At 63.1% G+C, this 23760-nt stretch carries 24 protein-coding genes and 2 pseudogenes; 16 read left to right on the forward strand and 10 right to left on the reverse strand.

Annotated elements, in window-relative coordinates:
* Window positions 1-5: 5 nt before the first annotated feature.
* Window positions 6-458, reverse strand: a pseudogene (locus JW805_18885) (transposase).
* 125 nt (window positions 459-583) lie between these two features.
* Between JW805_18885 and JW805_18890 the strand changes: the two are divergent.
* From JW805_18890 to JW805_18900, 3 genes are read left to right on the forward strand one after another with little or no spacing between them, the layout of a single operon-like run.
* The gene (locus JW805_18890) at window positions 584-799 is read left to right on the forward strand and encodes a hypothetical protein (protein ID MBN2974071.1); all 216 of its coding nucleotides are present in this window, start codon (window positions 584-586) and stop codon (window positions 797-799) included.
* Window positions 777-1553: an energy transducer TonB gene (locus tag JW805_18895; GenBank protein ID MBN2974072.1), complete on the forward strand. Its 777-nt coding sequence runs from the start codon at window positions 777-779 to the stop codon at window positions 1551-1553. The genes JW805_18890 and JW805_18895 overlap by 23 nt, the downstream gene beginning before the upstream one ends.
* Window positions 1550-1990, forward strand: a complete 441-nt coding sequence (locus JW805_18900; protein MBN2974073.1) for a hypothetical protein — start codon at window positions 1550-1552, stop codon at window positions 1988-1990. The genes JW805_18895 and JW805_18900 overlap by 4 nt, the downstream gene beginning before the upstream one ends.
* Here the strand turns inward: JW805_18900 and JW805_18905 are convergent.
* From JW805_18905 to JW805_18930, 6 genes are all read right to left on the reverse strand, one after another.
* Window positions 1985-2215 (reverse strand): WGR domain-containing protein, encoded by a 231-nt coding sequence (locus JW805_18905; GenBank protein MBN2974074.1) that lies wholly within the window; start codon window positions 2213-2215, stop codon window positions 1985-1987. The two genes, JW805_18900 and JW805_18905, sit on opposite strands and share 6 nt — an antisense overlap.
* A gap of 423 nt (window positions 2216-2638) precedes the next feature.
* Window positions 2639-2902, reverse strand: a complete 264-nt coding sequence (locus JW805_18910; GenBank protein MBN2974075.1) for a DksA/TraR family C4-type zinc finger protein — start codon at window positions 2900-2902, stop codon at window positions 2639-2641.
* 127 nt (window positions 2903-3029) lie between these two features.
* Complete coding sequence (locus JW805_18915; GenBank protein MBN2974076.1) at window positions 3030-3926, reverse strand: bestrophin family protein; 897 nt, start codon at window positions 3924-3926, stop codon at window positions 3030-3032.
* A 67-nt stretch (window positions 3927-3993) separates the two neighbouring features.
* Window positions 3994-4110 (reverse strand): DUF2474 domain-containing protein, encoded by a 117-nt coding sequence (locus JW805_18920; GenBank protein ID MBN2974077.1) that lies wholly within the window; start codon window positions 4108-4110, stop codon window positions 3994-3996.
* A complete protein-coding gene (gene cydB, locus JW805_18925) occupies window positions 4110-5120 on the reverse strand; it encodes a cytochrome d ubiquinol oxidase subunit II (protein MBN2974078.1) in 1011 nt (336 codons plus the stop codon). Before cydB ends, JW805_18920 begins: the two co-directional genes overlap by 1 nt.
* Window positions 5117-6529, reverse strand: a complete 1413-nt coding sequence (locus tag JW805_18930; protein ID MBN2974079.1) for a cytochrome ubiquinol oxidase subunit I — start codon at window positions 6527-6529, stop codon at window positions 5117-5119. The genes cydB and JW805_18930 overlap by 4 nt, the downstream gene beginning before the upstream one ends.
* A 288-nt stretch (window positions 6530-6817) precedes the next feature.
* Here JW805_18930 and JW805_18935 point away from each other — a divergent pair, with 288 nt between their 5' ends.
* The 13 genes and pseudogenes from JW805_18935 to JW805_18995 all read left to right on the forward strand — a co-directional run bounded on the left by JW805_18935 (window position 6818) and on the right by JW805_18995 (window position 22675).
* On the forward strand, window positions 6818-7108 hold the full coding sequence (locus JW805_18935) for a metal/formaldehyde-sensitive transcriptional repressor (protein ID MBN2974080.1): 291 nt from the start codon (window positions 6818-6820) through the stop codon (window positions 7106-7108).
* 326 nt (window positions 7109-7434) lie between these two features.
* Window positions 7435-8355 carry a LysR family transcriptional regulator gene (locus JW805_18940; GenBank protein ID MBN2974081.1) on the forward strand — a complete coding sequence of 307 codons (921 nt, stop codon included), beginning with the start codon at window positions 7435-7437 and terminating at the stop codon, window positions 8353-8355.
* A gap of 231 nt (window positions 8356-8586) precedes the next feature.
* On the forward strand, window positions 8587-9798 hold the full coding sequence (locus JW805_18945) for a glutathione-independent formaldehyde dehydrogenase (GenBank protein ID MBN2974082.1): 1212 nt from the start codon (window positions 8587-8589) through the stop codon (window positions 9796-9798).
* A gap of 341 nt (window positions 9799-10139) precedes the next feature.
* Complete coding sequence (locus tag JW805_18950) at window positions 10140-11249, forward strand: S-(hydroxymethyl)glutathione dehydrogenase/class III alcohol dehydrogenase (GenBank protein MBN2974083.1); 1110 nt, start codon at window positions 10140-10142, stop codon at window positions 11247-11249.
* A gap of 52 nt (window positions 11250-11301) precedes the next feature.
* Window positions 11302-11700 carry a VOC family protein gene (locus tag JW805_18955; GenBank protein MBN2974084.1) on the forward strand — a complete coding sequence of 133 codons (399 nt, stop codon included), beginning with the start codon at window positions 11302-11304 and terminating at the stop codon, window positions 11698-11700.
* A 147-nt stretch (window positions 11701-11847) separates the two neighbouring features.
* Window positions 11848-12678: an S-formylglutathione hydrolase gene (gene fghA / locus JW805_18960; GenBank protein MBN2974085.1), complete on the forward strand. Its 831-nt coding sequence runs from the start codon at window positions 11848-11850 to the stop codon at window positions 12676-12678.
* Between the two features lie 20 nt (window positions 12679-12698).
* Window positions 12699-14033 (forward strand): NAD(P)/FAD-dependent oxidoreductase, encoded by a 1335-nt coding sequence (locus JW805_18965; GenBank protein MBN2974086.1) that lies wholly within the window; start codon window positions 12699-12701, stop codon window positions 14031-14033.
* On the forward strand, window positions 14005-15348 hold the full coding sequence (locus JW805_18970) for a DUF3422 family protein (protein MBN2974087.1): 1344 nt from the start codon (window positions 14005-14007) through the stop codon (window positions 15346-15348). Before JW805_18965 ends, JW805_18970 begins: the two co-directional genes overlap by 29 nt.
* A 64-nt stretch (window positions 15349-15412) precedes the next feature.
* Entirely contained in the window at window positions 15413-17389 is a 1977-nt protein-coding gene (uvrB, locus tag JW805_18975; protein ID MBN2974088.1) for an excinuclease ABC subunit UvrB, read from the forward strand.
* A gap of 22 nt (window positions 17390-17411) precedes the next feature.
* The gene (locus tag JW805_18980) at window positions 17412-20066 is read left to right on the forward strand and encodes an excinuclease ABC subunit UvrA (protein ID MBN2974089.1); all 2655 of its coding nucleotides are present in this window, start codon (window positions 17412-17414) and stop codon (window positions 20064-20066) included.
* 56 nt (window positions 20067-20122) lie between these two features.
* Window positions 20123-21220 (forward strand): Dyp-type peroxidase, encoded by a 1098-nt coding sequence (locus JW805_18985; protein ID MBN2974090.1) that lies wholly within the window; start codon window positions 20123-20125, stop codon window positions 21218-21220.
* Window positions 21213-22041 (forward strand): annotated as a pseudogene (locus JW805_18990) (bacteriocin family protein). The gene JW805_18985 and the pseudogene JW805_18990 overlap by 8 nt, the downstream one beginning before the upstream one ends.
* 52 nt (window positions 22042-22093) lie before the next feature.
* Complete coding sequence (locus JW805_18995; GenBank protein MBN2974091.1) at window positions 22094-22675, forward strand: PRC-barrel domain-containing protein; 582 nt, start codon at window positions 22094-22096, stop codon at window positions 22673-22675.
* 11 nt (window positions 22676-22686) lie between these two features.
* Here the strand turns inward: JW805_18995 and JW805_19000 are convergent, their stop codons facing one another.
* From JW805_19000 to JW805_19010, 3 genes are all read right to left on the reverse strand, one after another.
* Entirely contained in the window at window positions 22687-22983 is a 297-nt protein-coding gene (locus tag JW805_19000; protein ID MBN2974092.1) for a type II toxin-antitoxin system RelE/ParE family toxin, read from the reverse strand.
* Window positions 22980-23258 (reverse strand): type II toxin-antitoxin system ParD family antitoxin, encoded by a 279-nt coding sequence (locus tag JW805_19005; protein MBN2974093.1) that lies wholly within the window; start codon window positions 23256-23258, stop codon window positions 22980-22982. Before JW805_19005 ends, JW805_19000 begins: the two co-directional genes overlap by 4 nt.
* Before the next feature lie 116 nt (window positions 23259-23374).
* Window positions 23375-23740: a hypothetical protein gene (locus JW805_19010; GenBank protein MBN2974094.1), complete on the reverse strand. Its 366-nt coding sequence runs from the start codon at window positions 23738-23740 to the stop codon at window positions 23375-23377.
* Between the last annotated feature and the right edge of the window lie 20 nt (window positions 23741-23760).

The raw sequence follows: 23760 nt of genomic DNA on the forward strand, positions 1-23760 counted from the left end.
CAATCGTAACTGGCGCAGTAGATGTCGATCATCGCGGACATCATCCTGGCCAACTCGCGTGTGGTCGGCGCATTTTCCCACCGGCTCATCGTTGGTTGGCTGGCCAGCCCCGCGCCCGATCCCGGCAGCTTGCCCAGCGCCAGGCGGAAGCCCGGATCGTCACGCAGAGCGTCGAGATCATCGGCGTCCTCGTAGCCGCACGCGATCGCGAACACGCGGGCACGCAGTATGTCATCAAGGCGATGGATCACCCGCGCAGGATCGCGCGGATCGGCAATGCAAGCCGCAAGCCGCCGGCAAAGCCCCATCGCGCGCTCGGCCTGTGCCAGCAGCAGAACACCGCCATCCGAGGTGAGCCGACCTCCGTCGAACGCGGCTGTGATCTTCTTGCGCCCGATCGCTGGAAACGAAAATCCCGGCGCGCTATCATCGCTCCCGGCGGGTGTGGTCCGTGGCATAAATTGCCTCGCTGCAGGAATGGCCTAGACACCCATTTTCCTACATCAAAGCAATCGCTTAAACCACTCCCGCCAACCCTTCTGACCGAACCCGATGAATAAGCCGGGCTAGAGGCGGCCGAGTGATGAAACGGCATCGCTCCACCTTTCGCCGTCAATGGTCGTGGCCGATCGCCCTCGCGGCGCTGACCCTGTTCGGCTTGCTCTCGGCGCTGTTCGGCGAAGGCGGCATCTGGTGGTGCCTGTCGTGGGCGGCGCTGGCGATCCCGCTGCTGGTGATCGCGCGCCACGTCCTGCGACCGACAGGGAGGCCGCAACATGCTCGCCACCATGCGCCCTGACGGCGACGACGCGCGCCAGGCGCGCGACGATGCCGAAACGCTGCCGATCGTGCTGCCGCTCCCGGTCGAGCGGCATCCCTATGCCCCGCCGCCCGAACACAAGATATTCGGCTTTCTCGGCACATGCCTGGTCTTTGCCGTGGCCTTCGCCGGCCTGCTCCTGACGTTCGAGCATCATTTCAACCCGCCGCCGCCCTCGGCGCCGCTGGTGGTGAGCCTGCTTCCGCTCGCCTCGCCGCCCGAGACGCCGCCCAAACCGAAAGAGGCGCCCAAGCCGGTCGAGAAGCACCAGCGCCAGCCCACGCCGCAAAAGGTCGTGCCGGTCGAGCGTCCGATCATCCCGGTCCCGACGATCGCGCCGCCCCCACCCGCGCCAGCGGTGAAGCCCGTCGATCCGACGCCCCCGCAACCGGAAACCGCCGCGCCCAAGACGGCGCCGGCGCCCCCCGCGCCGCAGGTATCGAGCAACGCGCCCGATACGTGGGAGGGCCGCGTTCTCGCCCGCTTGCAGAAATACCAGCGCTATCCCGGCGCGGCGAAGAGCGCCCGCCAGCAAGGCGTCGCCTATATCCGGTTCCGGATGAACCGCGACGGCCATGTGCTATCCTCGTCGCTGGTGCGGAGTTCCGGCTTCCCGGCGCTCGATCAGGCCGCGCTCGACACGCTGCGCCGCGCTGATCCGCTCCCCAAGATTCCGCCCGAACGGCCCGACGAAATCGAGCTGGTAGTGCCTGTGGAGTTCCTATTACGTTGAGCGCGCCCTTCTCCCCGATCGCGCTGCGTCGCCGCCCCGCGCTCGAACGCCGCGCCCTCGCCATGCTGCGCGGCGACGAACAGCATTTCCATGCCGATGAAGATGCCCGCGCCTCGGAGCCGTCGCGCCAGGCCGCGAAGTCGCAAGCGCTGTTCTTCGCCGAGCTGCGCCGCGTGGCGGCCCGCCACGGCATCACCGTGCTGCCGCCCGGTTCCCGCCTCGTCGGCGAGGGCGAAATGCTGCTGCTGACGTGGCTCGCGCAGGAACAGCGTATCACCAGCCACGGCCGCGCCATCCCGGCCGATCCGCTGCTGATCGCGGCCGTCGCCCGCTGCGCAGGCCTGCTCGATGCGCTCGGCATCCATCTCGGCCCGAATACCCTCTATGGGGCGCGGCTGCGCGGAAATCACGCGAGCGGGGCCGGGTCCGCCCTATAGCGGCCGATAGGCGACGCCGATCCGGTTCTCGGCCGAGTTGCGCCGGCGCAAGGTCGCGGCGATATGGCGCTCGGCCGCCTCGCGATCGGCGAAGGCGTGGGAACGGGCCTGACCGCGCGCGCCGATCCGGCCCCAGCGGGTTTCCACCAAGATCATGCCGAACAGGTCGAGGCTCGCGGTGATGCTGTAGCCGCGCCGGACGTTGCGGGCCGGGTCAAGCGCCACCAGCTCGATCGGATCACAAAGCGGGAGAGCTGCGCCATTCATGGCGCAAAGCCTACAAAATCAGGCCCGCGAAGTCCGGCGACATTCCTGAATCAGTGCGGGGGCGGTGATTCACAAAAGCGATCAGCGCGCCCGTGGTGCAGATTTCGATACACCGTGTTCAGCCGTTGAACACCGCCCGATCGGCTTGCCCATGACCGAGATGGCGAAGCCTGCTAGAAGATCGATGAAGCTGCGCGAACGGAGGGCGGCACATGGTTCAGGGCATCGTCATCGTCGCCATCCTGGCCGGCGCCGTTTGGTTCCTGATCCGGCATTTCAAGCGCGGCTGCTGCGACTGAGGTTCGGCCTCGCTATTGGGCGGCCTTCAGCTCCGTCGTACAATACACCGGATTCTTGGCCTTGGCCGCCCTCCATTCGTCATCAGCGCAACTGGCTGTCCTTGCTGCCCCGGCGATTGATGCCGGTGAAGGTGGGGCGCTTATCGCGTTCGCTTTGACAGGCGACACAGGTTCTTACGCCGGGTATGGCCGTGCGGCGTTTCGCGGGGATTTCGTCGCCGCACACCTCGCAGTCGGTGCTACCCTCGCCGGAAGGCAGACGCGATCGGGCGGCGAAAACCGCGTCCATGATCGTTGCATCAATCTGGTCCTGCACCGCACTATCGGGTGCCCATCCATTTGCCATCGCCGCAAGCTCCTCGATTTTGACCTTGGGGGTCAGATAGTCGGGGGCGCATGGGCCAAGCACGCGACTATCCAGCACAGCACCCGAATATAGGGTACTCCCTGCCAGTATCAAGGAGTGCGCAAATTTAGCTCAGGACGGATTTATGGGGTTCCAGTGGAGCGGGTAGATCTTCTTCGCCAAGCAGCGACAACATATCCCGCTCGATTGTCCGCTTCATCGCATAAAGCGGCAGACAGTTGGGCTCGACGCCGAACGGGTCTTCCAGCTCGTGTCCCAGCGCGTCGAGGCCGAAAAAGGTATAGGCGGTAAGGAGCACCGGCAGGAGCGTCCACCAGTCGAGTGATCCTGCGAGCGCGAAGGGAAGCATCACGCAAAAGATAATTGCGGTGCGATGAAGCAGCAGAGAATATGCGAACGGCACGGGCGTCGTGGATATCCGCTCGCAAGCGCCCTGAACCTTGCCGAAGGATCGCATGTCTTCTGCCACGACGGCATAGTGAATCGGCGTAATGACGCCAGTCTGCTTCAGGTGGAGCAGCCTACGCCCCATACGATCGAGCACGAGGTTGGTGACGTTCGGGCTCTTTGTCGCCGGGCCGATTTCGACCCACGGCGCAATAGCGGCGATTTCGTCCTCGCCGCGAAGGCGTGCGGTGAGGCCGCAGGCAAAGCCACATATGCTGTGGAGCAACGCTCGCCGATCCTCGTCAGGGAGAAGCGATGTCTCGCGCGCGAACGAACGGGCCGAGATAATCAGCTCGCCCCATAGCTGCCGCCCCTCCCACCATCGCGCATAGCAGGCATTGTTGCGAAAGCTCATGAAGATCGAGAGCGCGATGCCGATCAGGGTGAAAGGGATCGTCGAGATACGCGCGAAAATGCCGGGATGGGCTTGGGCGGCCAGGATGGCGATCACACTGACGATCGCTATCGCCGCCAGCCTCCGCGCGATGCGCGGCAAGATCGAGCCATGCACGGTGAAAATGATATCTTGGAAGCTCGGTTGCGATCGAACGATCATGGTCCGTGGAATGTCCTTCGCCTGTTTGCCGGCATTTCCCTCGGCAGCTCGTCGAAACGAGCTGCCGTCAGGGTTTGAGGATGAGGCGAATGACCTGCGCGACAGCCCCCAGCGCCAAAACGCTGGCCGCCCAGATTAAGACCATCCAGGCGAGCCGTCGACCGAGCGGTTTTTGCTCATCCATCAGTGATAGCCGTGGGCGCCGACCTTACCGCGGAACACCCAATAGGCCCACGCGGTATAGCCGAGAATGATCGGAATGATGATGGCCGCACCCGCCAGCATGAAGAGCTGGCTTTGCGGGGGAGCGGCTGCATCCCAGATCGTGACGGCGCGGGGAACGACATAGGGATAGATGCTGATCCCCAGCCCAACGAAACCGAGAAAGAACAGGCCAAGCGCCATAATGAAGGGCAGACGCTCCGCGCCGCGCTTCAGACTCCAGAAGAAGGTTGCAGCGCAGATTGCCACCAGCAGAGGAACCTGCGCGGTGAGAAGCACGCCGGGCATCGCAAACCAGCGTCGCCAATAGTCATAGGTCAGGAACGGCGTCGCCGCACTGACGGCGAAAAGCGCGAGTAGCGTCGCACCGCCGAGCCAAAATGCCAGTCGACGGGCGCGTTCCTGGCCCGGCCCTTCGGTTTTCCAGACCAGCCAGGCCGCGCCGAGAAGCGCATATCCGATTACGACTGCCGCGCCGGTCAAGAGGCTGAACGCGCTCAGCCAATCCAGCCATCCCCCGGCATAGGCATCGGCCTCGACCCGCACGCCTTGCAGGATCGCGCCCAGCGTGATCCCCTGCGAGAACGCCGCGAGAACGGACCCAAAGCTGAAGGCGACATCCCAGAAGGGACGATGGCGTGGATCTCGCCAACGAAACTCGAATGCCACCCCGCGGAACACGAGACCGAGCAACATCGCGATGATGAGCGGGTAGGTCGCGGGAAGGATGATGGCGTAGGCAAGGGGAAAGGCCGCGAAGAGACCGCCTCCGCCCAGCACCAGCCATGTTTCGTTGCCATCCCAGACCGGCGCGATCGAGTTCATCGCCTGATCGCGCTCCCCTCCGACCGAAAGGCTCGGGAAGAGGATGCCGATCCCCAGATCGAACCCGTCCATCACGACATAGGCGAAGACAGCAAAACCGATGATACCGGCCCAGATTATGGTGAGATCGAGGTGCTCCATGTTCATGCCTCCCGTCCGGTCGATGCCACGACGCCGCTCGCCGGCGTAATGCCCGCCGCGCGTTGCGGCACCTTGGACGGTTCCGGCTCACCGGCTGCGGGCGGCTTTGCCATCATCCGGAGCAGATAATAGGTGCCGGCCCCGAAGGCGCCGAAATAGACGAGGATGAAAGCGACGAGGGACGCCGCGACGGCGGGTGCGGCCAAGGGGGAATGGGACTCTGCGGTTCGCAGCAGGCCGTAAACGGTGAAGGGCTGTCGCCCAACCTCCGTCGTGACCCATCCTGCTATGACCGCGACGAAACCTGACGGACCAAGCGCGACAGCGGCGCGGTGAAGCCAGTGCCAGTCATAGAGCTTGCCGCGCCAGCGGGCGAGCAGGCTCCAAAGTCCCAGCCCCAGCATGGCGAGGCCCATCGCCACCATGATCCGAAACGACCAGAAGACGATCGGCGTGGGCGGCCAGCGATCGCGCGGGAAGTCGTTGAGGCCGGGGAGGGGCGCTTTGGGATCGTGCTTGAGGATAAGCGATCCCAGATAGGGGATTTCGACCTTGCCGTGGACCACCGCATCCTTGTTGCTCGGGAGGCCGAAAAGGATGAGCGAAGCGCCGTCGGGGCTGGCCTCATAATGACCTTCCATCGCGAGAACCTTCGCCGGCTGATGCTCCAGCGTGTTGAGGCCGTGCTGATCGCCCGCGAGAATCTGGATCGGAGCGACGAGCGCCGCCATCCACATCGCCATCGAGAACATCTTGCGCGCGCCGGGATTCGCGCGGTCGCGCAGAAGGTGCCATCCCCCGACCGCACCGACGACCATCGCCGTCGTCAGATAGGCCCCGATGACCGTGTGAACGAGGCGGTATGGAAAGCTCGCGTTGAAGATGATCGGAAGCCACGAACCTGCGGGCACGAACTGGCCCTTGGCATTGATCGCATAGCCTGCCGGCGTCTGCATCCAGCTATTCACGGAAATGATCCAGGTCGCCGAGATGAGCGTCCCGACGGCGACCATGCAGGTCGCGAAAAAGTGCGGCCCTTTGCCCACCTTGTTGATTCCGAACAGCATGACACCGAGGAAGCCCGCCTCAAGGAAGAACGCGGTGAGAACCTCATAGGCCATCAACGGGCCGATGACGGGGCCGGCTTTGGCCGAGAAGACCGACCAGTTCGTCCCAAACTGATAGGACATGACCACGCCCGAGACCACGCCCATGCCGAAGGCTACGGCGAAGATCTTGAGCCAATAGCGGTAGAGGTTGGCGTAAACGCCGCTCCCCGTTTTCAGCCACAACCCTTCAAGCACCATCAGGTAGCTTGCCGTGCCGATGGAGAAGGCCGGAAAAATGAAGTGGAAGGAGACCGTGAACGCGAATTGCGCGCGCGCCAGGATTACCGGATCGAGATTCGCAAGCACCAGATTTTCTCCCTGACTTTCGGCCTCCTCAACTGCGACCAGCGTTGTGGTGCTGCGGCGCGTGCTCGGCGAAAGGTGGAACAGCCTTGCGCACTTTAATACCATACTCCCCACCAGTATCAAGGGGGCAGGGAACCATAGATCAGCTCCTGATGTTTGGAGGGGGAAAGCGGGCCGTTGCAGCTATGAATCGGCAGAGGCCGTCGACGAGCCGCGACCCTTAATTCACAAGCGGCTTGAAACTCCCCCCCTGTATAGTATGTAGTGGTGATCTTTCAGGAAAGCGCGATGCCACATTCACCAGAGGACAAGAAGCGGGCCATCACACGCCTTCGCCGTATCAAAGGGCAGGCGGAAGCGCTGGAAAGGGCGATCGAGGCAGGTACGGACTGCGCACCCCTGCTCCAACAGATCGTGGCAATGCGGGGAGCGACCAACGGATTGATGGCGGAGGTGATGGAGAGCCATCTTAAAGAGACGTTCGGACCCTCAAGCAAGGCGATTGGGGGGCAGGACGGTGACTCTTACGATAATGACATGGAGGGGGTCATGAAGATATTGAGAACATATCTCAAATGAGCGCGGCCAAGATCATCCCGTATAGGTAATTATCTGGATATCTGATGCGTATGTATCGGTAATGTGGTGGTAATAATGAAGATACGACCAATCTTCGCTTGGTACGATTTGTGGGTTGGCGTTTTCATAGATCGTCCGAAGAGGCGGATATATATTTTTCCGGTTCCGTGTCTTGGATTGATGATTCAGCTTCAACACGCCGCCGCATCCTGACCGATCTATCTTCCAAGGGTCTCAGTGCAGGATTGCCGCCGCCATGCCCGAGCGAGTCGAGCGCAATTGCGAATTGTCGCTGCGCCGGATGCCGCAGGCAGATGGGATAGCATATGATCGTCAAGAATTTCGAATATCTCATAGCGCTCGATCGCGAGGGTCACTTCGGGCGGGCCGCCAAGAGCTGCAACGTGTCGCAGCCGACGCTTTCGGCGGGGATCAAGCAGCTAGAGGAAGATCTGGGCGTCGAGATCGTGCGGCATGGCCGGCGATATGACGGTCTCACATTGGAAGGCGGGACAGTGCTCGCCTGGGCCAAGAAGATCGAACGGGACTGTGACGGGCTGGAGAGTGACCTGTCGGCCCTCAAGCGAGGGCTGGAGGGCCTGTTCCGCTTGGGCATGGTATCAGGCACTTCGGCTGTCGGCGCGATCGTCAGCGCCGCTCTTGCGGATCAAATCCCCTTGCTGGGGCAAACCGTGACGGCGAGTGGCACTGCTTCGCTGTTGAGATCCTTGCTGGATCACGAAATGGACATGGCGCTGACCTATCTCGGCGAGGTTCCGAAGGACGAGTTCGAGACCCATCATCTCTACCGGGAACATACGACCCTGTTCCAGATGAGCAAAGAGCCGCAGCCCAAGCGAGTCGCGTGGGATCATGTCGTGAGCCTGCCGCTTTGCATTCTGGCAGGCGCGCTCCCCAGCGAGGCACAGTTGCAGCTCGCGCACTGCTCGGCCGCGACGATCAACACGGACACGATCGACATTCTGGCGGCGCATCTGGCCACAGGGCGTTACGCGGCAGTCTTGCCCCAATCGCTTGCGACCCGCCTCGCCCACATTCCAAACCTTCAGGCTTCAGCACTGACGGGTGCGGGCGCGCACGCAGATGTTGGATTCGTCAGCGTCAAGGGGGAGGCAAAGTCGCCGCCCTCGGCAGCCCTTCTTGAGCTGGTCCACACTCCCAAAGTCGTGTCTCCTTTGCAGGAAATCCTTGCATTGCATCGCCAATTTCAGCCTCGAAAGGGCTGAACCGGCAATGTTGCGGTGCGAAAAACGCTCATAGGAATTTCCTATCTCAAGATAGAAACTTCGAGTTTGCTGTCACATGCAGCCAAAGCCATTCTGCATGGACGATAATGAAGAGGTCTGGATCGCCAAAGGCGTATTGTGTTGATTTAATTCAGCGCAGCTCCTTTGGCGCGTCCGGTAGAAACTTCAACATTATTGAGGGGTGGCGGACGAGAGCTAGGAGATAATTCGATGGCTACCGGAAACAGGATCGTCACATTCGAGAAGCCGATGGAGATGAAGGTCAACACCTTCAAATTCCCGGAGCTGATTACGCCGCAGGGCAAGAAAGCCCCCCACGGCGCCATTCTCAAGATCGTCACCACCAACATCTGCGGCAGCGACCTTCACATCTACCGCGGTTCGTTCGAAGTCCCCAAGGGGATGACGATGGGCCACGAGATGACCGGCGAGGTGATCGAGGTCGGCTCCGACGTCGAATATATCAAGGTCGGCGATATCGTGTCCGTTCCCTTCAACGTCGGCTGCGGACGCTGCTACAACTGCAAGCACATGCGCTCGGACGTGTGCGAGCACACCAACCCCGAAGTCGATTGCGGCGCCTACGGCTTCAACCTGGGCGGATGGACCGGCGGTCAGGGGGATTACCTGTTCGTGCCCTATGCAGACTTCAATCTGCTGGCCTTCCCCGACAAGGACGCGGCCATGGCGAAGATCCGTGATCTGACGCTGCTTTCGGACGTGCTGCCGACCGCGTTCCACGGGTTCGCCGCGCCCGACTGGCCGGCGCAGCCTGCGTATATCGTCGGCGAGAACGTGCTGATCTTCGGCGCGGGGCCTGTCGGTCGCGCGGGCGCAGCCTGCGCGAAGCTCCTCGGTGCCGGCGCCATCATCGTCGCCGACTTCATTCAGGAGCGGCTCGATCTGCTCAAGCCGCACGGCGTCGAGACCATCAACCTGTCGGACGGCATTCCGATCGAGGATCATCTGGAACGGATCACCGGCAAGCGCGAGGCCGATCGCGTCATCGACTATGTGGGCCTCGACTGTCGCGGGTTCGGGGCGGAGTCCGACCAGATCGTCGAGAACGCCGTCACCAACGCGCTGCTGAAATATGTCCGCTTCGGTGGGATGACCAGCACGGTCGGCGTTTACTGCCCCAATCCGATCTCCAAGAATAGGGACAACAAGAAGGGCAGCATGGAAGTCGATTGGGCCAGTGGCTGGATCAAGTCGCCGCGGATGTCGGCAGGCCAGTCGCCGACGGCGAATTACAACCACGCCCTCATGCGGGCGATCCTGAACGATCGGATGCCCTATCTGACCCCGATGATGAACACGAAGATCATCAAGCTGGAGGATGCGCCGGCGGCCTACAAGGAGTTCGATGACGGATCGGCGTTCAAGTACGTCATCGATCCGCACGGCTCCGTAGCGGCCTGATCTTCTTCTAACCCGGAATATCCCCCGGTCATGACCGGGGGATATTCTGAGTCGTAGGGGGCGGACTGCTTTCCGCACGAACACCCCCTTCCGGCTTGTCGATCTAACTCCCCCCCGGATCGGCAAGCCGCCCCTTTCCGGAAACGCAGCATCAACGATCGCGCTGCGCTTTCCCAAGCCATGACGTCCTGTCAGGCGCCTCCATCCCTCAGTCGATATCCCTCTTGCATACTGGCTAGGAGTATATTAGACATACTCCCGCCAGTATGTGTTTGTCCGAGAGTCGCGCTTCGCCGGGCTTCACAACCGGCGGTCCGATTCAACCAACGAGGGAAATCAAAATGAAATCTCGCGCCGCCGTAGCCTTCGAGGCAGGCAAGCCGCTCGAAATCGTCGAGATCGATGTCGCACCGCCCCAGAAAGGCGAAGTGCTCATCAAGGTCACGCATACCGGGGTATGCCACACCGACGCTTTCACGCTGTCCGGCAACGATCCGGAGGGCATTTTCCCGGTCGTTCTCGGTCACGAGGGCGCGGGCATCGTCGTCGAGGTCGGCGAGGGCGTCACCAGCGTCAAGCCGGGCGATCACGTCATTCCGCTCTACACCGCCGAGTGCGGCAAGTGCGAGTTCTGTCTGTCCGGCAAGACCAACCTGTGCGTCGCGGTCCGCGAAACGCAGGGCAAGGGCCTGATGCCTGATGGCACCACGCGCTTCTCCTACAACGGCCAGCCCCTCTATCACTACATGGGCTGCTCGACGTTCAGCGAATACACCGTCGTCGCCGAAGTCTCGCTCGCCAAGATCAACCCGGAAGCGAACCCCGAGCATGTCTGCCTTCTGGGCTGCGGCGTCACCACCGGCATCGGCGCGGTCCACAACACCGCCAAGGTGCAGCCGGGTGACTCGGTTGCCGTGTTCGGTCTGGGCGGCATCGGTCTCGCCGCGATCCAGGGCGCGCGTCAGGCCAAGGCAGGCCGCATCATCGCGATCGACACCAACCCGACGAAGTTCGAGCTGGCACGTCAGTTCGGCGCGACCGACTGCATCAACCCCAAGGACTATGACAAGCCGATCCAGCAAGTGCTGATCGAGATGACCGGATGGGGCATCGACCACACGTTCGAGTGCATCGGCAACGTCCATGTCATGCGGGCCGCGCTGGAATCCGCGCATCGTGGCTGGGGCCAGTCGATCGTCATCGGCGTTGCCGGCGCGGGCCAGGAAATCTCCACCCGTCCGTTCCAGCTCGTCACGGGCCGCGTCTGGAAGGGGTCGGCCTTTGGCGGCGTCAAGGGGCGCACCCAGCTTCCCGGCATGGTCGAGGACGCCATGAAGGGCGAGATCGATCTGGCGCCCTTCGTCACCCACACCATGGGTCTCGATGAGATCAACGAGGCGTTCGACCTGATGCACGAAGGCAAGTCGATCCGCACCGTGATCCACTACTGATCCGACAGATTACGCCGTTTAGTTTCAAACACTAACCTCAAGGAAGAATATCATGGCTGACCCCGTTATCTCCGGCAACGGCGTGTTCTCGCACGTCTTCATCGGCGCTGCCGACGTCGAGCAGTCGTCGGCGTTCTATGACGCCGCTCTGGGCGCCCTGGGCGTCAAGAACCTCGGCCCCTTCGGCAATGGCTGGGTGCTGTACGGTCGCGACAAGCCCGCCTTCATCATTGCCCGTCCCGGCAATGGCGAAGCGCCCTCCAGCAACGGCGTGACGGTTGGCTTTGCCGCCGCGACGCCCGCCGAAGTGGACGCTTTCCACGCGGCCGGCCTCGCGGCCGGTGGCACCGACGAGGGCCAGCCCGGCCCGCGTGGCCATCTGCCGGGTGCCTATGCGGCCTATCTGCGTGATCCGGCGGGCAACAAGGTCTGCTCGTACACCTTCATCTGAAGCCGGAAGGTGAGGGCGATACCCGCAACCCTATGACTGGCTGTCGCCGGCGCTGAAACAGGCGCCGGCGCTTCCCCCCGCACAACAGCCAGCAAAAGGGCTCCTATCGCCACACCGTCCACCAACCGTCGAAGCAAGGAAACAAAAATGGAACGTGTCGAACATCACGCCAGCTTCGGCGGTTGGCAGGACGTCTATCAGCATGACTCGATCAGCCTCGGTTGTCCGATGAAGGTCGGCGTCTATCTGCCTCCCCAGGTGAAGGACGGTCGCGTGCCGGTGCTGTATTGGCTGTCCGGCCTGACCTGCACCGAGCAGAATTTCATCACCAAGGCTGTCGCGCAGCGTTTCGCGGCCGAGCACGGGATCATCCTCGTCGTGCCGGACACCAGCCCGCGAGGCGAAGGCGTGGCCGACGATCCCGGCTATGATCTGGGGCAGGGCGCCGGCTTCTACGTCAACGCGACGCAGGAACCTTGGGCCGCACACTACCGCATGTACGATTATGTCGTCGAGGAATTGCCGGCGCTGATCGAAGCCACATTCCCGGCCGATGATCGCCGGGCTATCGCGGGCCATTCCATGGGCGGGCATGGCGCCCTTGTTGCCGCCCTGCGCAACCCCGGACGCTATCGCAGCGTATCGGCCTTCTCGCCGATCGTAGCGCCGAGCCAGGTGCCTTGGGGCGAGCGTGCCTTCACGGCCTATCTGGGTGACGATCGCGAGGCGTGGAAGCAATATGACGCCATCGAACTTATCAAGGCCGCCCGCGAGCGTCTGCCGTTGCTCGTCCATCAGGGTCTGGATGACGAGTTTGTCGAGCGCGAGCTGCGCCCCGACTTGCTGGAGGCGGCGTGCAAGGCTGCCGAGCACCCGCTGACGCTCCATCGGCTGCCTGGATACGACCACAGCTATTATTTCATCGCGAGTTTCATCGGCGAACATATCGCCCACCATGCCGCGGCGTTGTCCCAATGACCGGGCCGTCACCTTCAACCATGCGCGAAATCGCGCCCAGCCATGAGCCGGCTCACGGCCGCCATCGCGTGGTGGTCGTGGGGGCGGGCTTCGGCGGCCTTGAAACCGTGCAGCGGCTCGCCGGGAGCGGCGTGGACATCACGCTCGTCGATCGCCGCAACCACCATCTCTTTCAGCCGCTGCTCTATCAGGTGGCGGGCGCCTCGCTGTCGCCATCGGAGATCGCATGGCCGATCCGTTCGCTCTTCGCCAAGCGGAAGGACGTGCGGACCCTGCTCGGCGAGGTTGAAGGTGTCGATACAGGCGGTCGGCGCGTCATTCTGGAGGACGGCTCGACGGTTGCCTATGACACGCTCGTCATCGCGACGGGCGCGCGGCACTCCTATTTCGGCCACGATCAATGGGAACCGTTTGCTCCCGGCCTGAAATCGCTGGAGGATGCAACCACCATTCGCCGGCGCCTTCTGGTCGCCTTCGAGGAAGCCGAGCGTGAGACGGACCCCGCGCGCCGTGCCGCTTTGCAGACCTTCGTCATCATCGGTGGTGGCCCGACCGGCGTGGAGCTGGCCGGCACGATCGCGGAGCTTGCCCGCCTGACGCTGGTGCGGGATTTCCGGTCGATCGACCCGCGTGCGACCCGCGTCGTGCTGATCGAAGCCGGGCAACGGCTCTTGCAGGCTTTCCCGGAAGACCTCTCCGCCTATACCCGGCAGGCGCTCGAAAAGCTCGGCGTCGAAATCAAGCTCGGCACGCCGGTCACGGAATGCTCCGCCGATGGCGTCGTCGTGGATGGGAAGCAGATTCCCGCCGAAACGATCCTGTGGGCAGCAGGCGTCCAGGCATCGCCCGCCGCGCATTGGCTGAACGCTGAAGCCGATCGCGCTGGCCGCGTGATTGTCGGACCGGACCTGACGGTGCCGGGTCATCGCGACATTTTCGTGATCGGCGACACCGCGGCCTCGAACGGGTTCGATGGCAAGCCTGTCCCCGGTCTTGCGCCGGCTGCGAAGCAGGCGGGTCAATATGTCGCCCGGCTTATCCGCCAGCGCCTGAAGGGGCAGAACGAGGTCGCGCCCTTCCATTACCGGCATCAGGGCAATTTGGCGACTATAGGCCGCAGCCTTGCCGTCGTCGACATGGGTCGGTTTAAGTTGCGCGGGGCCCTGGCGTGGTGGATGTGGAAGCTCATCCACATTTATTTCCTGATCGGGGCGCAGAACCGGCTTAGTGTGGCACTAAGCTGGCTGTGGACCCATGGCATAGGATATCGTGGCTCTCGGCTGATTACTTATGGCGATCTAGATCATCGCGACGTGGGGGAGAAGGATGACAAGGGGGGAAAGCCGATTGAGTGAAGCGGGCAGCGCTCCGAATGGCGGTTCGACTGTCTATGGTATGCCGACCTATGAAAATAGGCGGGTTGCCATCGACGAGGTACATGCGCGCCCATATCTCCTGATCGAGTCACCGCGCGCCCTGGTGCAGCTCGCCTTCATGAATGAAGGCAATCTGGCCAAGGATAAGGCGACGCTCGCGGAAATATCGAGCCGAATGGGCGCGTCGCTGCCCGATCAGAACTCCCCCCTTCATGGCCTGACCTGGGATCAGGGCAAATTGCATTGTGAGAAGCATACGGAGTTTTCGACCTACCTGTGGAGCGCGCCTGTTGATCCCGACACCGGGGATCTGGCGGGCGAAGACCCGTTCAAGCACGGCTTCACCCCGCCTGGGCCGGTCATTTGCGGCATCCGGTTGGACGTGGTGGCGTGGACGGAAGAGACCGCGACCTACATTGACCGCTTCGATCCGATCAGCCGCTGCCATTCGCTCGTCGAGGACGGCATGGCGGATATCGTTACCGATTTCCGTCAGGATGCAGATGGGCTGACCCGCATCCTCATCCTCGATCGCGGCCTGACGCCGATCCGGCTTGGCGCGCTGGCGCAGCGGCTCCTTGAAATCGAGACCTATCGGACGTTGGCCCTGCTCGGTATTCCCCTGACCCAATCGCTGGGTCCGCATCTACGCAATATAGAAAAGCGCCTCGCCGCGATCACGGATGAGATGCGCAAGTCGGCTCGGCGCAACAGCGAGGCGCTGCTTTCCAGATTGACGGATCTCTCGGCCGAGCTGGAGGCGGACACGGCGTCCAGCCTCTACCGCTTCGGCGCGAGCCGCGCTTATTACGAGATCGTCGAGGAACGGCTTGCCGCACTCGGCGAAACCTTCGTCCCCGGCTGCTATCGCTGGCGCAGCTTCCTGCATCGCAGGATCGCCCCCGCCATGCGGACCTGTCGCGTGATCGAGGAGCGGCAGGCCAATCTCTCGGACAAGCTGGCGCGCGCGACCACCTTGCTGCGATCCTGGATCGATGTGCAGCTCGAACGCCAGAATAGCGACCTGCTCGCCTCGATGAACAACCGGGCGAAGCTGCAATTGCAGCTTCAGCAGACGGTGGAGGGCCTGTCTGTCGCCGCAATCTCCTATTATGTGATCGGCCTGCTCTCCTATTTCATCAAGGGCATACCGGGCATTCACGACGCAGTGGCGCCTGAGCTGGTGATCGCAGCTTTGGTTCCCCTTGTCCTCCTTGGTGTCTGGTGGACCGTTCGGCGGATCAGGCACGCACACAAGGACCATGGACAGCCGCCCGCGAAGGGGCAGATGTGACCCGACAATCGTTTTTGGGCACGCTTGAGGCGTTCATGGCCTGGCCCTGGCAGGAGGATATCTGATGTCGACTGGCATATTCATTTTGCACTCCGACTATACCCCGGCGGGCGATCAGCCCGAAGCGATCGCGCGGCTCATATCCGGCATCGAGGAGGGGGCGCACCATCAGACCCTCAAGGGCATCACGGGGTCGGGCAAGACGTTCACGATGGCCAACGTGATCCATCGCCTGAAGCGTCCCACGCTGATCCTGGCCCCCAACAAGACGCTAACGTCGCAGCTCTATGACGAAATGCGGCGATTTTTCCCTGAAAACGCCGTGGAGTATTTCGTCTCCTACTACGACTATTTCCAGCCAGAGGTGTATTTGCCGGGCCGCGATGAGTTCATTCCGAAAGATTCCTCGATCAACGAGCATCTGGAACGGTTGCGCCTTTCGACGACAAAATCCCTGATTGAGCGCCGCGATACGATCGTCGTTGCCTCGGTATCGTCGATCTATGGCATGGGCGATCCCGACAATTATCGCGCGCTCCAGGTTCCGCTGACCGAGGGCGCGCGGTTGGGACAGGAAGAGCTTCTTCGCGGCCTGGCGCGTCTGCAATATGATCGGGCCGAGCACAAGCTGAAGCGCGGCACCTATCGCGCTGATGGCGACGCTGTTGAGGTTTACCCGGCGGATTCGGAATATAAGGCCCTGCGGGTCGGATTGGCGAACGGCCTGATCGCGTCCCTCCAGTGGTTCGATGCGGCGACCGGAAGGCAGCTAGAGAGCACCGATCACTATCTCGTATCGCCCAAGACCGTTCTGGCGGCGACCGCCGATCAGGCCCGCAAGGCCGCAACGGCGATCCTCGCAGAGATGGAGACGCAGGTCGAGCGGCTGACCAGCGAAAATCGCCTGACGGAAGCGGCGCGCCTCTATGATCGCATCACCAACGATGCCGAGATGTTGCGCGAGGTCGGATATTGCTCGGGCATGGAAAATTACGCCTGCTATCTGAGCGGCCGTGACCCAGCGCTCCCGCCCATAACCCTGCTCGACTATCTGCCCAAGGATGGGCTGCTGTTCGTCGACGAATCGCATGTGATGATCCCGCAGATCTCGGCGATGTTCCGGGGCGACCAGGCCCGCAAGGATACGCTGATCGATTATGGCTTCCGCCTGCCATCCTCGAAGGACAGCCACCCCTTGAGCTTCCACGAGTTCGAACAGGTCAAGCCGCAGACGATCTTCGTGTCCGCCACCCCCGGCGCCTATGAGGTAAGGGCCTCGCAAGGCAGGGTGGTCGAACAGATCGTTCGGCCGACCGGCCTGCTCGATCCGAAAGTGGAAATCCGCCCGTCCCAAGGCGCGCGGGATGATTTGCTACGCGAGATCGCGCAGCGCACGAAGCGCGATGAGCGCGTGCTGGTCACGACGCTGACCAAGGTCGCGACCGAGGAGCTGCACGCATTCCTCGAAAGCCAGGGCGTGCGCGCGCGCTACATGCACTCTGACGTCAAGGTCGAGGATCGGGTCGCGATCATCGAGGGCCTGCGCGCGGGCGAGTTCGACGTGCTGATCGGTATCAGCCTGCTACGCGAAGGGCTCGATATCCCCGAAGCGTCGCTGATCGCGATCTTCGATGCGGACCGCGCGGGCTTCCTGCGCTCGGCCCAGGCGCTGATCCAGATGATCGGCCGCGTCGCGCGCAACGTGAACGGCACCGCAGTTCTCTACGCCGATACCGTGACGCCGGCGATGAGGGCCGCGATCGACGAGACCGAGAGTCGGCGACAGCGCCAGATCGCCTTCAACGAAGAGAACGATGTCACCCCGCTCTCGTCGGTTCGCGGCCTGGCGTCGGCGCAGCCCGACCGGGAAGAGCCGTCGGTCCATTCGGAGGCTTTCTGCGAAAATCTGTACGAGCTGTGCGACCGGATCACCGCGAAGGAACAGGCGCTGCTGACGGCAGTAGATAACGATGACGAGGATCGGGCGGAGACGATCCGGGGCGAGTTGGACGGCCTGTACCGTCAGTTCATCTATCTGTGATGCGCCGAGTGAAAGTGACCGTATGAGCAAGGATCAGGAGCCTCAAACCACCCCCGGCAAGGAACGCGCGCCGCGCTCCGGCTTCGTTCAGGTACGCGGCGCGCGGCAGAACAATCTCAAGAATGTCGACGTGGACGTGCCGCGCGACGCCTTCGTGGTGTTCACCGGCATATCCGGATCGGGCAAATCGAGCCTCGCTTTCGGCACCCTCTATGCCGAGGCACAGCGCCGCTATCTGGAATCGGTCGCGCCCTACGCCCGCCGCCTGATCGATCAGGCCGGTGTGCCGGAGGTTGACGCTATCGACGGGTTGCCTCCCGCAGTCGCGTTGCAGCAGCAGCGCGGCTCGGCCAATGCGCGGTCCTCGGTTGGGAGCGTGACGACGCTCTCCAGCCTGGTACGGATGCTCTACTCGCGCGTCGGCGAATATCCGCGCAATCAGCCCATGCTCTATGCGGAGGACTTCTCGCCAAACACAGTCGCGGGCGCCTGCCCGACCTGCCACGGCATCGGGCGCGTCTATGACGCGACCGAAGAGACGATGGTGCCCGACGACACGCTGACGATCCGGGAACGCGCCATCGCCGCATGGCCGCCCGCGTGGCACGGCCAGAACCTGCGCGATATCCTCGTCTCGCTCGGCTATGATGTCGACACCCCATGGCGGGATCTTCCGAAGAAGGATCGCGACTGGATACTCTTCACCGACGAGACGCCGACGGTGCCGGTCTATGCGGGTCTGACGCCCGAGCAGACGCGCGTCGCCCTCAAGCGCCGCATGGAGCCGAGCTATCAGGGCACCTTCACCGGCGCCCGTCGCTATGTGCTGGAGACGTTCGCCAACACCAAAAGCGCGCTGATGAAGAAGCGCGTCTCGCAATATATCATAGGCCGCGATTGCCCGACCTGCGACGGCAAGCGGCTGAAGCGCGAGGCTCTGTCGGTGAAGTTCGCGGGCCTCGACATCGCCGAGTTTGGCGACCTGACGGTGCTGAAGCTCCGGGACTTGCTCACGCCTGTCGCGCATGGCGAGTATGGGGGCGCCGCGGCGGCCCCGAAGGGCCATGTTCTTGGCAAGGCGGCCCGCGATGCGGCAGTTGAACGCAGGGTCGCGGCGGGAGGCTCGGCGCACAAGGCAGCGCCCGACGTGCGCCGCACGCCCAACCTCTCCGATGAGAAGCGGGTCGCCGCGCAGCGTCTCGCATCCGAGCTGCTCGAACGGCTCGGCCCGCTGATCGATCTTGGCCTTGGCTACATCTCGCTCGACCGAAGCACGCCGACGCTTTCCTCCGGCGAGCTGCAACGCCTGCGCCTTGCCACTCAATTGTCCTCGCAGCTTTTCGGCGTGGTCTATGTGCTGGACGAGCCCTCGGCGGGGCTGCACCCGGCAGACGGCGAAGCTTTGCTCACCATCCTTGAGCGGCTGAAAGCGGCGGGCAACTCGCTGTTCGTCGTCGAGCATGATCTTGACGTGATCCGCCATGCCGAATGGCTGGTCGATGTAGGGCCAGGAGCAGGCGAAAAGGGCGGTGAAGTGCTCTACAGCGGGCCGATCGCGGGACTGGCCGACGTCGAGGCGTCGATCACGCGCCGCTATCTGTTCGCAGAGCCCGTCGCCCATGACCGGACCCCGCGCGAAGCAAAGGCTTGGCTCCGTCTAGAGGGGGTGACGCGCAACAACCTGCGCGGCCTCGACGTCGAGCTTCCGATCGGTTGCTTCACCGCTGTCACCGGGGTTTCGGGATCGGGCAAGTCCAGTCTGGTCAGCCAGGCGCTGCCGGAGCTTGTCGCGGAACAGCTCGGCGGCTCGCCGGCTGCCGAGGAAGAGGATGCCGATCCGCTGCTTGATGTTGCGCAGGAAGAGACCGAAGGCCGCATCGTTGCGGGCATGGAGCATGTGCGCAGACTGGTGCGGGTCGATCAGAAGCCGATCGGCCGCACCCCACGCTCGAACCTCTCCACCTACAGCGGCCTGTTCGATCATGTGCGCAAGATCTTTGCCGGCACTCCGTTGGCCAAGAAGCGCCGTTACAGCCCCGGCCGCTTCTCGTTCAACGTCGCCGAAGGCCGCTGCCCGGTATGTGAGGGCGAGGGGTTCGTGATGGTGGAGCTGCTGTTCCTGCCAAGCGTCTATGCGCCGTGCTCGACCTGCCACGGCAGCCGCTACAACCCGCAAACGCTCGAAGTCGAATGGAACGGCCGCAACATCGCCCAGGTGCTGGAGCTGACGGTGGACGAGGCGTGCGACTTCTTCGCGGGTGAGGCGTCCGTCATGCGCTCGCTGGATGTGCTGCGGGAGATCGGCCTTGGATATCTGAGGCTCGGGCAGCCGGCGACGGAACTGTCGGGCGGCGAGGCGCAGCGCATCAAGCTTGCGACCGAGCTGCAACGCGCCCAGCGCGGCAACACCATCTACATCCTCGACGAGCCTACTTCGGGGCTTCACCCGTCCGACGCGGACCGGCTGATGCGGCACCTGCAGGGCCTTGTCGACGTGGGCAATACGGTTGTTGTCGTCGAGCATGACATGCGCGCCATCGCACAGGTGGATTGGGTCATCGATCTCGGACCGGGAGCCGGGGAGGAAGGTGGCCTAATCATCGCCAGCGGCGTCCCTAGCGACGTTGCAGAGGCGGAAGGCAGTCTGACCGCGCCCTATCTCAAGGCGGCGCTTTAGCCGCCTCTTGGGTGTGTGCCATAACGATGGGCCGGGTCCGGCCATAGGAGACGAGCTTGCCTTCCACTGTCGCTCAGGATGTTACCGCACGTTCCCAGGCCGTCGATGCCCGGCTCACTCGTGCAGCCATCTTCCTCGTGGTGTCGATGGGCGCGGGTGCAAAGCCCGAGATGGCGGTGCGAAATCTCTGCGCAATCCTTTCCTCGCTGGTGCGTGGCGTCGGCTTTAGGGCAGCGGATGGAGGGCTTTCCTGCATCATGGGGATCGGCTCCGATGCCTGGGACCGACTGTTCGGGGCACCGCGGCCGAAGGAGCTGCATCCGTTCCGGGAAATTCATGGCGTCCATCATGCGCCTTCGACACCCGGCGACCTGCTGTTCCACATTCGCGCCGCACGGCAGGACCTGTGCTTCGAGATGGCCGCGCAGATCGTGAAGCGCCTCGCCGGCGTCGCCTCGGTCACGGACGAGGTGCATGGCTTCCGCTACTTCGATGATCGCGACTTACTGGGCTTCGTCGATGGGACGGAAAACCCCGTCGAGCAGGGGGCGAGAGATGCCACGGTGATCGGGGCGGCGGACGATCCGGTCTTCGCTGGCGGCAGCTATGTGATCGTCCAGAAATACCTCCATGACCTCGACAAGTGGAACGCGATTCCCGTCGAGCAACAGGAGAAGATCGTCGGGCGCGAGAAACTGTCGGACATCGAGCTGGACGAGGCAGCGAAGCCGAGCTTCGCGCACAACGTCCTCACCAACATCGAGGAGGACGGCGAGCAACTCCAGATCCTGCGCGACAACATGCCGTTCGGCGATGTCGGCAAGGGGGAGTTCGGCACCTATTTCATCGGTTACGCCCGCTCACCCACGCGGATCGAGCGGATGCTCGACAATATGTTCATCGGCCTGCCGCCCGGCAACTACGATCGCCTGCTCGATGTCAGCCGGGCCGTGACCGGCTCGCTCTATTTCGTGCCGTCGGCCGACTTTCTGGACGCCGTGACGCCGGGGCCGCCAGCGGCCGATGACGACGATAGCAATGGCGATGAAGCGGTGGCTGCGCCGGCACCCACGGCTCCGACCCCGGAGGCTCCAACGGCATTGGACGGATCGCTCCGCATTGGATCACTCAAAGACGAGGCCGGACATGAATAACCTCCATCGCGAACTCGCCCCGATCTCAGACGCCGCCTGGGCACAGATCGAACAAGAGGCGACCCGAACCCTCAAGCGCTATCTGGCCGCGCGCCGCGTCGTGGACGTGCCGGACCCGAAGGGGGCTACGCTCGCGGCCGTGGGCACGGGCCACACCAAGCCGATCGATGCGCCGAGCGATGGCGTCCAGGCCGTGCGGCGTGCGGCGTGCGGCCAATGCCGTAGTCGAACTGCGCGTGCCCTTCACGCTGACCCGCGCTGCGATCGACGATGTGGAGCGTGGCTCCGAAGATTCCGACTGGCAGCCGCTCAAGGAAGCTGCCCGCACGATCGCCTTTGCCGAAAATCGTGCGATCTTTGATGGCTATGCCGCTGCCGATATCGGCGGCATCCGTCCCGGCGCGAGCAACGAGCCGGTGCCGCTGCCCACGGCCGTCGCCGGATATCCCGCCATCGTCGCCCAAGCCGTCGACCGGTTGCGCCTTGCCGGGGTCGAGGGGCCTTATCGACTGGTGCTGGGCGATGATCCGTTCACCGCGATCAGCGGCGGCAGCGAGGAGGGCTATCCGGTGCTCCAGCACATCAATCGTCTGGTGGATGGCGATATCATCTGGGCGCCGGGCATCACGGGCGGCGTCGTCCTGACAACACGGGGCGGCGATTTCGAACTCGATCTCGGACAGGACTTGTCGATTGGCTATCTCAGCCACACCGCCGAGGTGGTTGAGCTGTACCTGCAAGAGAGCTTCACCTTCCGGCTGCTGACGAGCGAGGCGGCTGTTTCGCTCCCGACAGCGGAAGCGTCGGCGCAGCCGGCGTGAAGGCGTTGCCGGTTGCGCCGCCCCCACGCGGGCCGCAGCGAGGGGTGGGACGATGATAAGTCTCGTCGGTTGGCTCGCCACGATCGCGACGATGATCGCGGCGATGATGACGGCTTCCAACCTGGGCGCGCGCGTGACGGGCTGGGGCTTCGTGGTGTTCAGCATCAGCTCGGTTTGCTGGACCACATTGGGCTACGCCACAGGACAGACAGCCTTGGTTGCCACCAATGGATTCCTGATGCTGACGAACCTCGTCGGTATCTGGCGATGGTTGGGGCAGCAGACCAAATATGAGGATGGCGGCCGATCGGCCGAAACAGCCAGCCAAAGATCCGATACGCCGAACCTGTTCACCGCGACCGGCCTGATCGGCATGGCGGTTGATGACAAGAGCGGGATGAATCTGGGCCGGGTTGTCGAGGCCCTGATCGAATGTTCGACCGGCAGGATAAACTATGTGGTGATCTCGGACGAGCGATATGCCGGTCTTGAAGAGACATTGCGAGCGGTGCCGCTCGAATCCCTCAGGATCGGCTACACGCGCATGACGCTGTTGCTGGACGGCCCGAGCTTCCTGTCACAGCCCGGCCTCAAAAGTCGTGACTGGCCCGCCTTCGCTCCGATCAATCCCTAGCAAGCGATCGCTCAAACCAATTGGAGCGCGCGATCATGATCTTGACCGGGGCCAAGAAAGCGCAGGATCAGGATACGGTGGGCTTCTGGCCGGTAGAGGATGCCATAGCGGCGATAGGAACGGCGACGGATACCGTAGCGCTCATAGCGAGGCACCAGAGGATAGCCCTGGGGCAGATCGGCAAGGCGACGGGCCGCCTCACGCAATTCCTCGACAAAGCTGATGGCTCTCGCGGGATTGTCCTTTTCGATATGTTCGGCGATGTGATCGAGGTCGGCCAGCGCATCCGGCGTCAGGATGACTTTCATTGCGGCTGAGCGCTTGCCCGTGTCCGAATCCTGTCGATGATAGCATCGCAGGCGTCGTCGAGGTCGTGGGTGCGCCCCGCCTCCGCATCGGCAAGGCCGCGTTCGATCGAGGCGTCAAGATCATGCAGCCACCGTTCGACATCCTGCGTCTCACCCTGATCGCGCCGAATGAGATCGCGAACATAATCACTCACGCTGGCATAATGCCCGCTGTCGATGCGGCGCTGGACGTAATCCCGCATGGGGTCTGGAAGGGAGACGTTCATCGAAGCCATAAATCACCTCACTACCATTATGGCAAAAACTGCCATTGGTTTCAAGGCGCCTGCCTCTCTTGTGCAGCCGTTCCCCCTTCGGGTCATCCCACCGGCGAGGGCAAGATCACATAACGCTAAGCGACCTTTGCCTCGCCCACCATAACAATATGTTGGAAAAGCTTGCTGGTGCGTTCCCCGGCAGGGGCGGCCATGGCGGCGGCGATCGCGGCTTGGTTCAAGCGGTGGTGGGTCGGGGCCGTGCCGCCGCCTCCGGATTGCGGCCCAGGACCATGAGCAGGCGGGGCCGAGCCAGGGGCGCCATTATCATCCGCCTCGGCCGCGGCGATCACCCGCAGGCTGTTTATCGGTGCGGTGGGGTCGGGTCGAATGTTCGGCATTTGCGGTGCGGGGATCTTGGTCAGTGCGACCATGGCCTTCTCCGTATAATAGCGGATTTTCTTGCCATAGACGGGCGGGATGCCGAGGCGCAGGACGATCATGTCCTTGAGCTGCCCCCTTC

This window comes from Roseomonas aeriglobus, assembly GCA_016937575.1.
GTDB lineage: Bacteria > Pseudomonadota > Alphaproteobacteria > Sphingomonadales > Sphingomonadaceae > Sphingomonas > Sphingomonas aerigloba.

Excerpts from the sequence above, each read along its gene's own strand:
- JW805_19010 (MBN2974094.1), bottom strand. The coding sequence starts at position 23,740 with ATGATCGTCCTGCGCCTCGGCATCCCGCCCGTCTATGGCAAGAAAATC.
- JW805_18890 (MBN2974071.1), top strand. The coding sequence starts at position 584 with ATGAAACGGCATCGCTCCACCTTTCGCCGTCAATGGTCGTGGCCGATC.
- fghA (MBN2974085.1), top strand. The coding sequence starts at position 11,848 with ATGGAACGTGTCGAACATCACGCCAGCTTCGGCGGTTGGCAGGACGTC.
- JW805_18940 (MBN2974081.1), top strand. The coding sequence starts at position 7,435 with ATGATCGTCAAGAATTTCGAATATCTCATAGCGCTCGATCGCGAGGGT.
- JW805_18950 (MBN2974083.1), top strand. The coding sequence starts at position 10,140 with ATGAAATCTCGCGCCGCCGTAGCCTTCGAGGCAGGCAAGCCGCTCGAA.
- JW805_18965 (MBN2974086.1), top strand. The coding sequence starts at position 12,699 with ATGCGCGAAATCGCGCCCAGCCATGAGCCGGCTCACGGCCGCCATCGC.
- JW805_19000 (MBN2974092.1), bottom strand. The coding sequence starts at position 22,983 with ATGAAAGTCATCCTGACGCCGGATGCGCTGGCCGACCTCGATCACATC.
- JW805_18945 (MBN2974082.1), top strand. The coding sequence starts at position 8,587 with ATGGCTACCGGAAACAGGATCGTCACATTCGAGAAGCCGATGGAGATG.
- uvrB (MBN2974088.1), top strand. The coding sequence starts at position 15,413 with ATGTCGACTGGCATATTCATTTTGCACTCCGACTATACCCCGGCGGGC.
- JW805_18915 (MBN2974076.1), bottom strand. The coding sequence starts at position 3,926 with ATGATCGTTCGATCGCAACCGAGCTTCCAAGATATCATTTTCACCGTG.
- cydB (MBN2974078.1), bottom strand. The coding sequence starts at position 5,120 with ATGAACATGGAGCACCTCGATCTCACCATAATCTGGGCCGGTATCATC.
- JW805_18920 (MBN2974077.1), bottom strand. The coding sequence starts at position 4,110 with ATGGATGAGCAAAAACCGCTCGGTCGACGGCTCGCCTGGATGGTCTTA.
- JW805_18980 (MBN2974089.1), top strand. The coding sequence starts at position 17,412 with ATGAGCAAGGATCAGGAGCCTCAAACCACCCCCGGCAAGGAACGCGCG.
- JW805_18895 (MBN2974072.1), top strand. The coding sequence starts at position 777 with ATGCTCGCCACCATGCGCCCTGACGGCGACGACGCGCGCCAGGCGCGC.
- JW805_18935 (MBN2974080.1), top strand. The coding sequence starts at position 6,818 with ATGCCACATTCACCAGAGGACAAGAAGCGGGCCATCACACGCCTTCGC.
- JW805_19005 (MBN2974093.1), bottom strand. The coding sequence starts at position 23,258 with ATGGCTTCGATGAACGTCTCCCTTCCAGACCCCATGCGGGATTACGTC.
- JW805_18910 (MBN2974075.1), bottom strand. The coding sequence starts at position 2,902 with ATGGCAAATGGATGGGCACCCGATAGTGCGGTGCAGGACCAGATTGAT.
- JW805_18970 (MBN2974087.1), top strand. The coding sequence starts at position 14,005 with ATGACAAGGGGGGAAAGCCGATTGAGTGAAGCGGGCAGCGCTCCGAAT.
- JW805_18955 (MBN2974084.1), top strand. The coding sequence starts at position 11,302 with ATGGCTGACCCCGTTATCTCCGGCAACGGCGTGTTCTCGCACGTCTTC.
- JW805_18995 (MBN2974091.1), top strand. The coding sequence starts at position 22,094 with ATGATAAGTCTCGTCGGTTGGCTCGCCACGATCGCGACGATGATCGCG.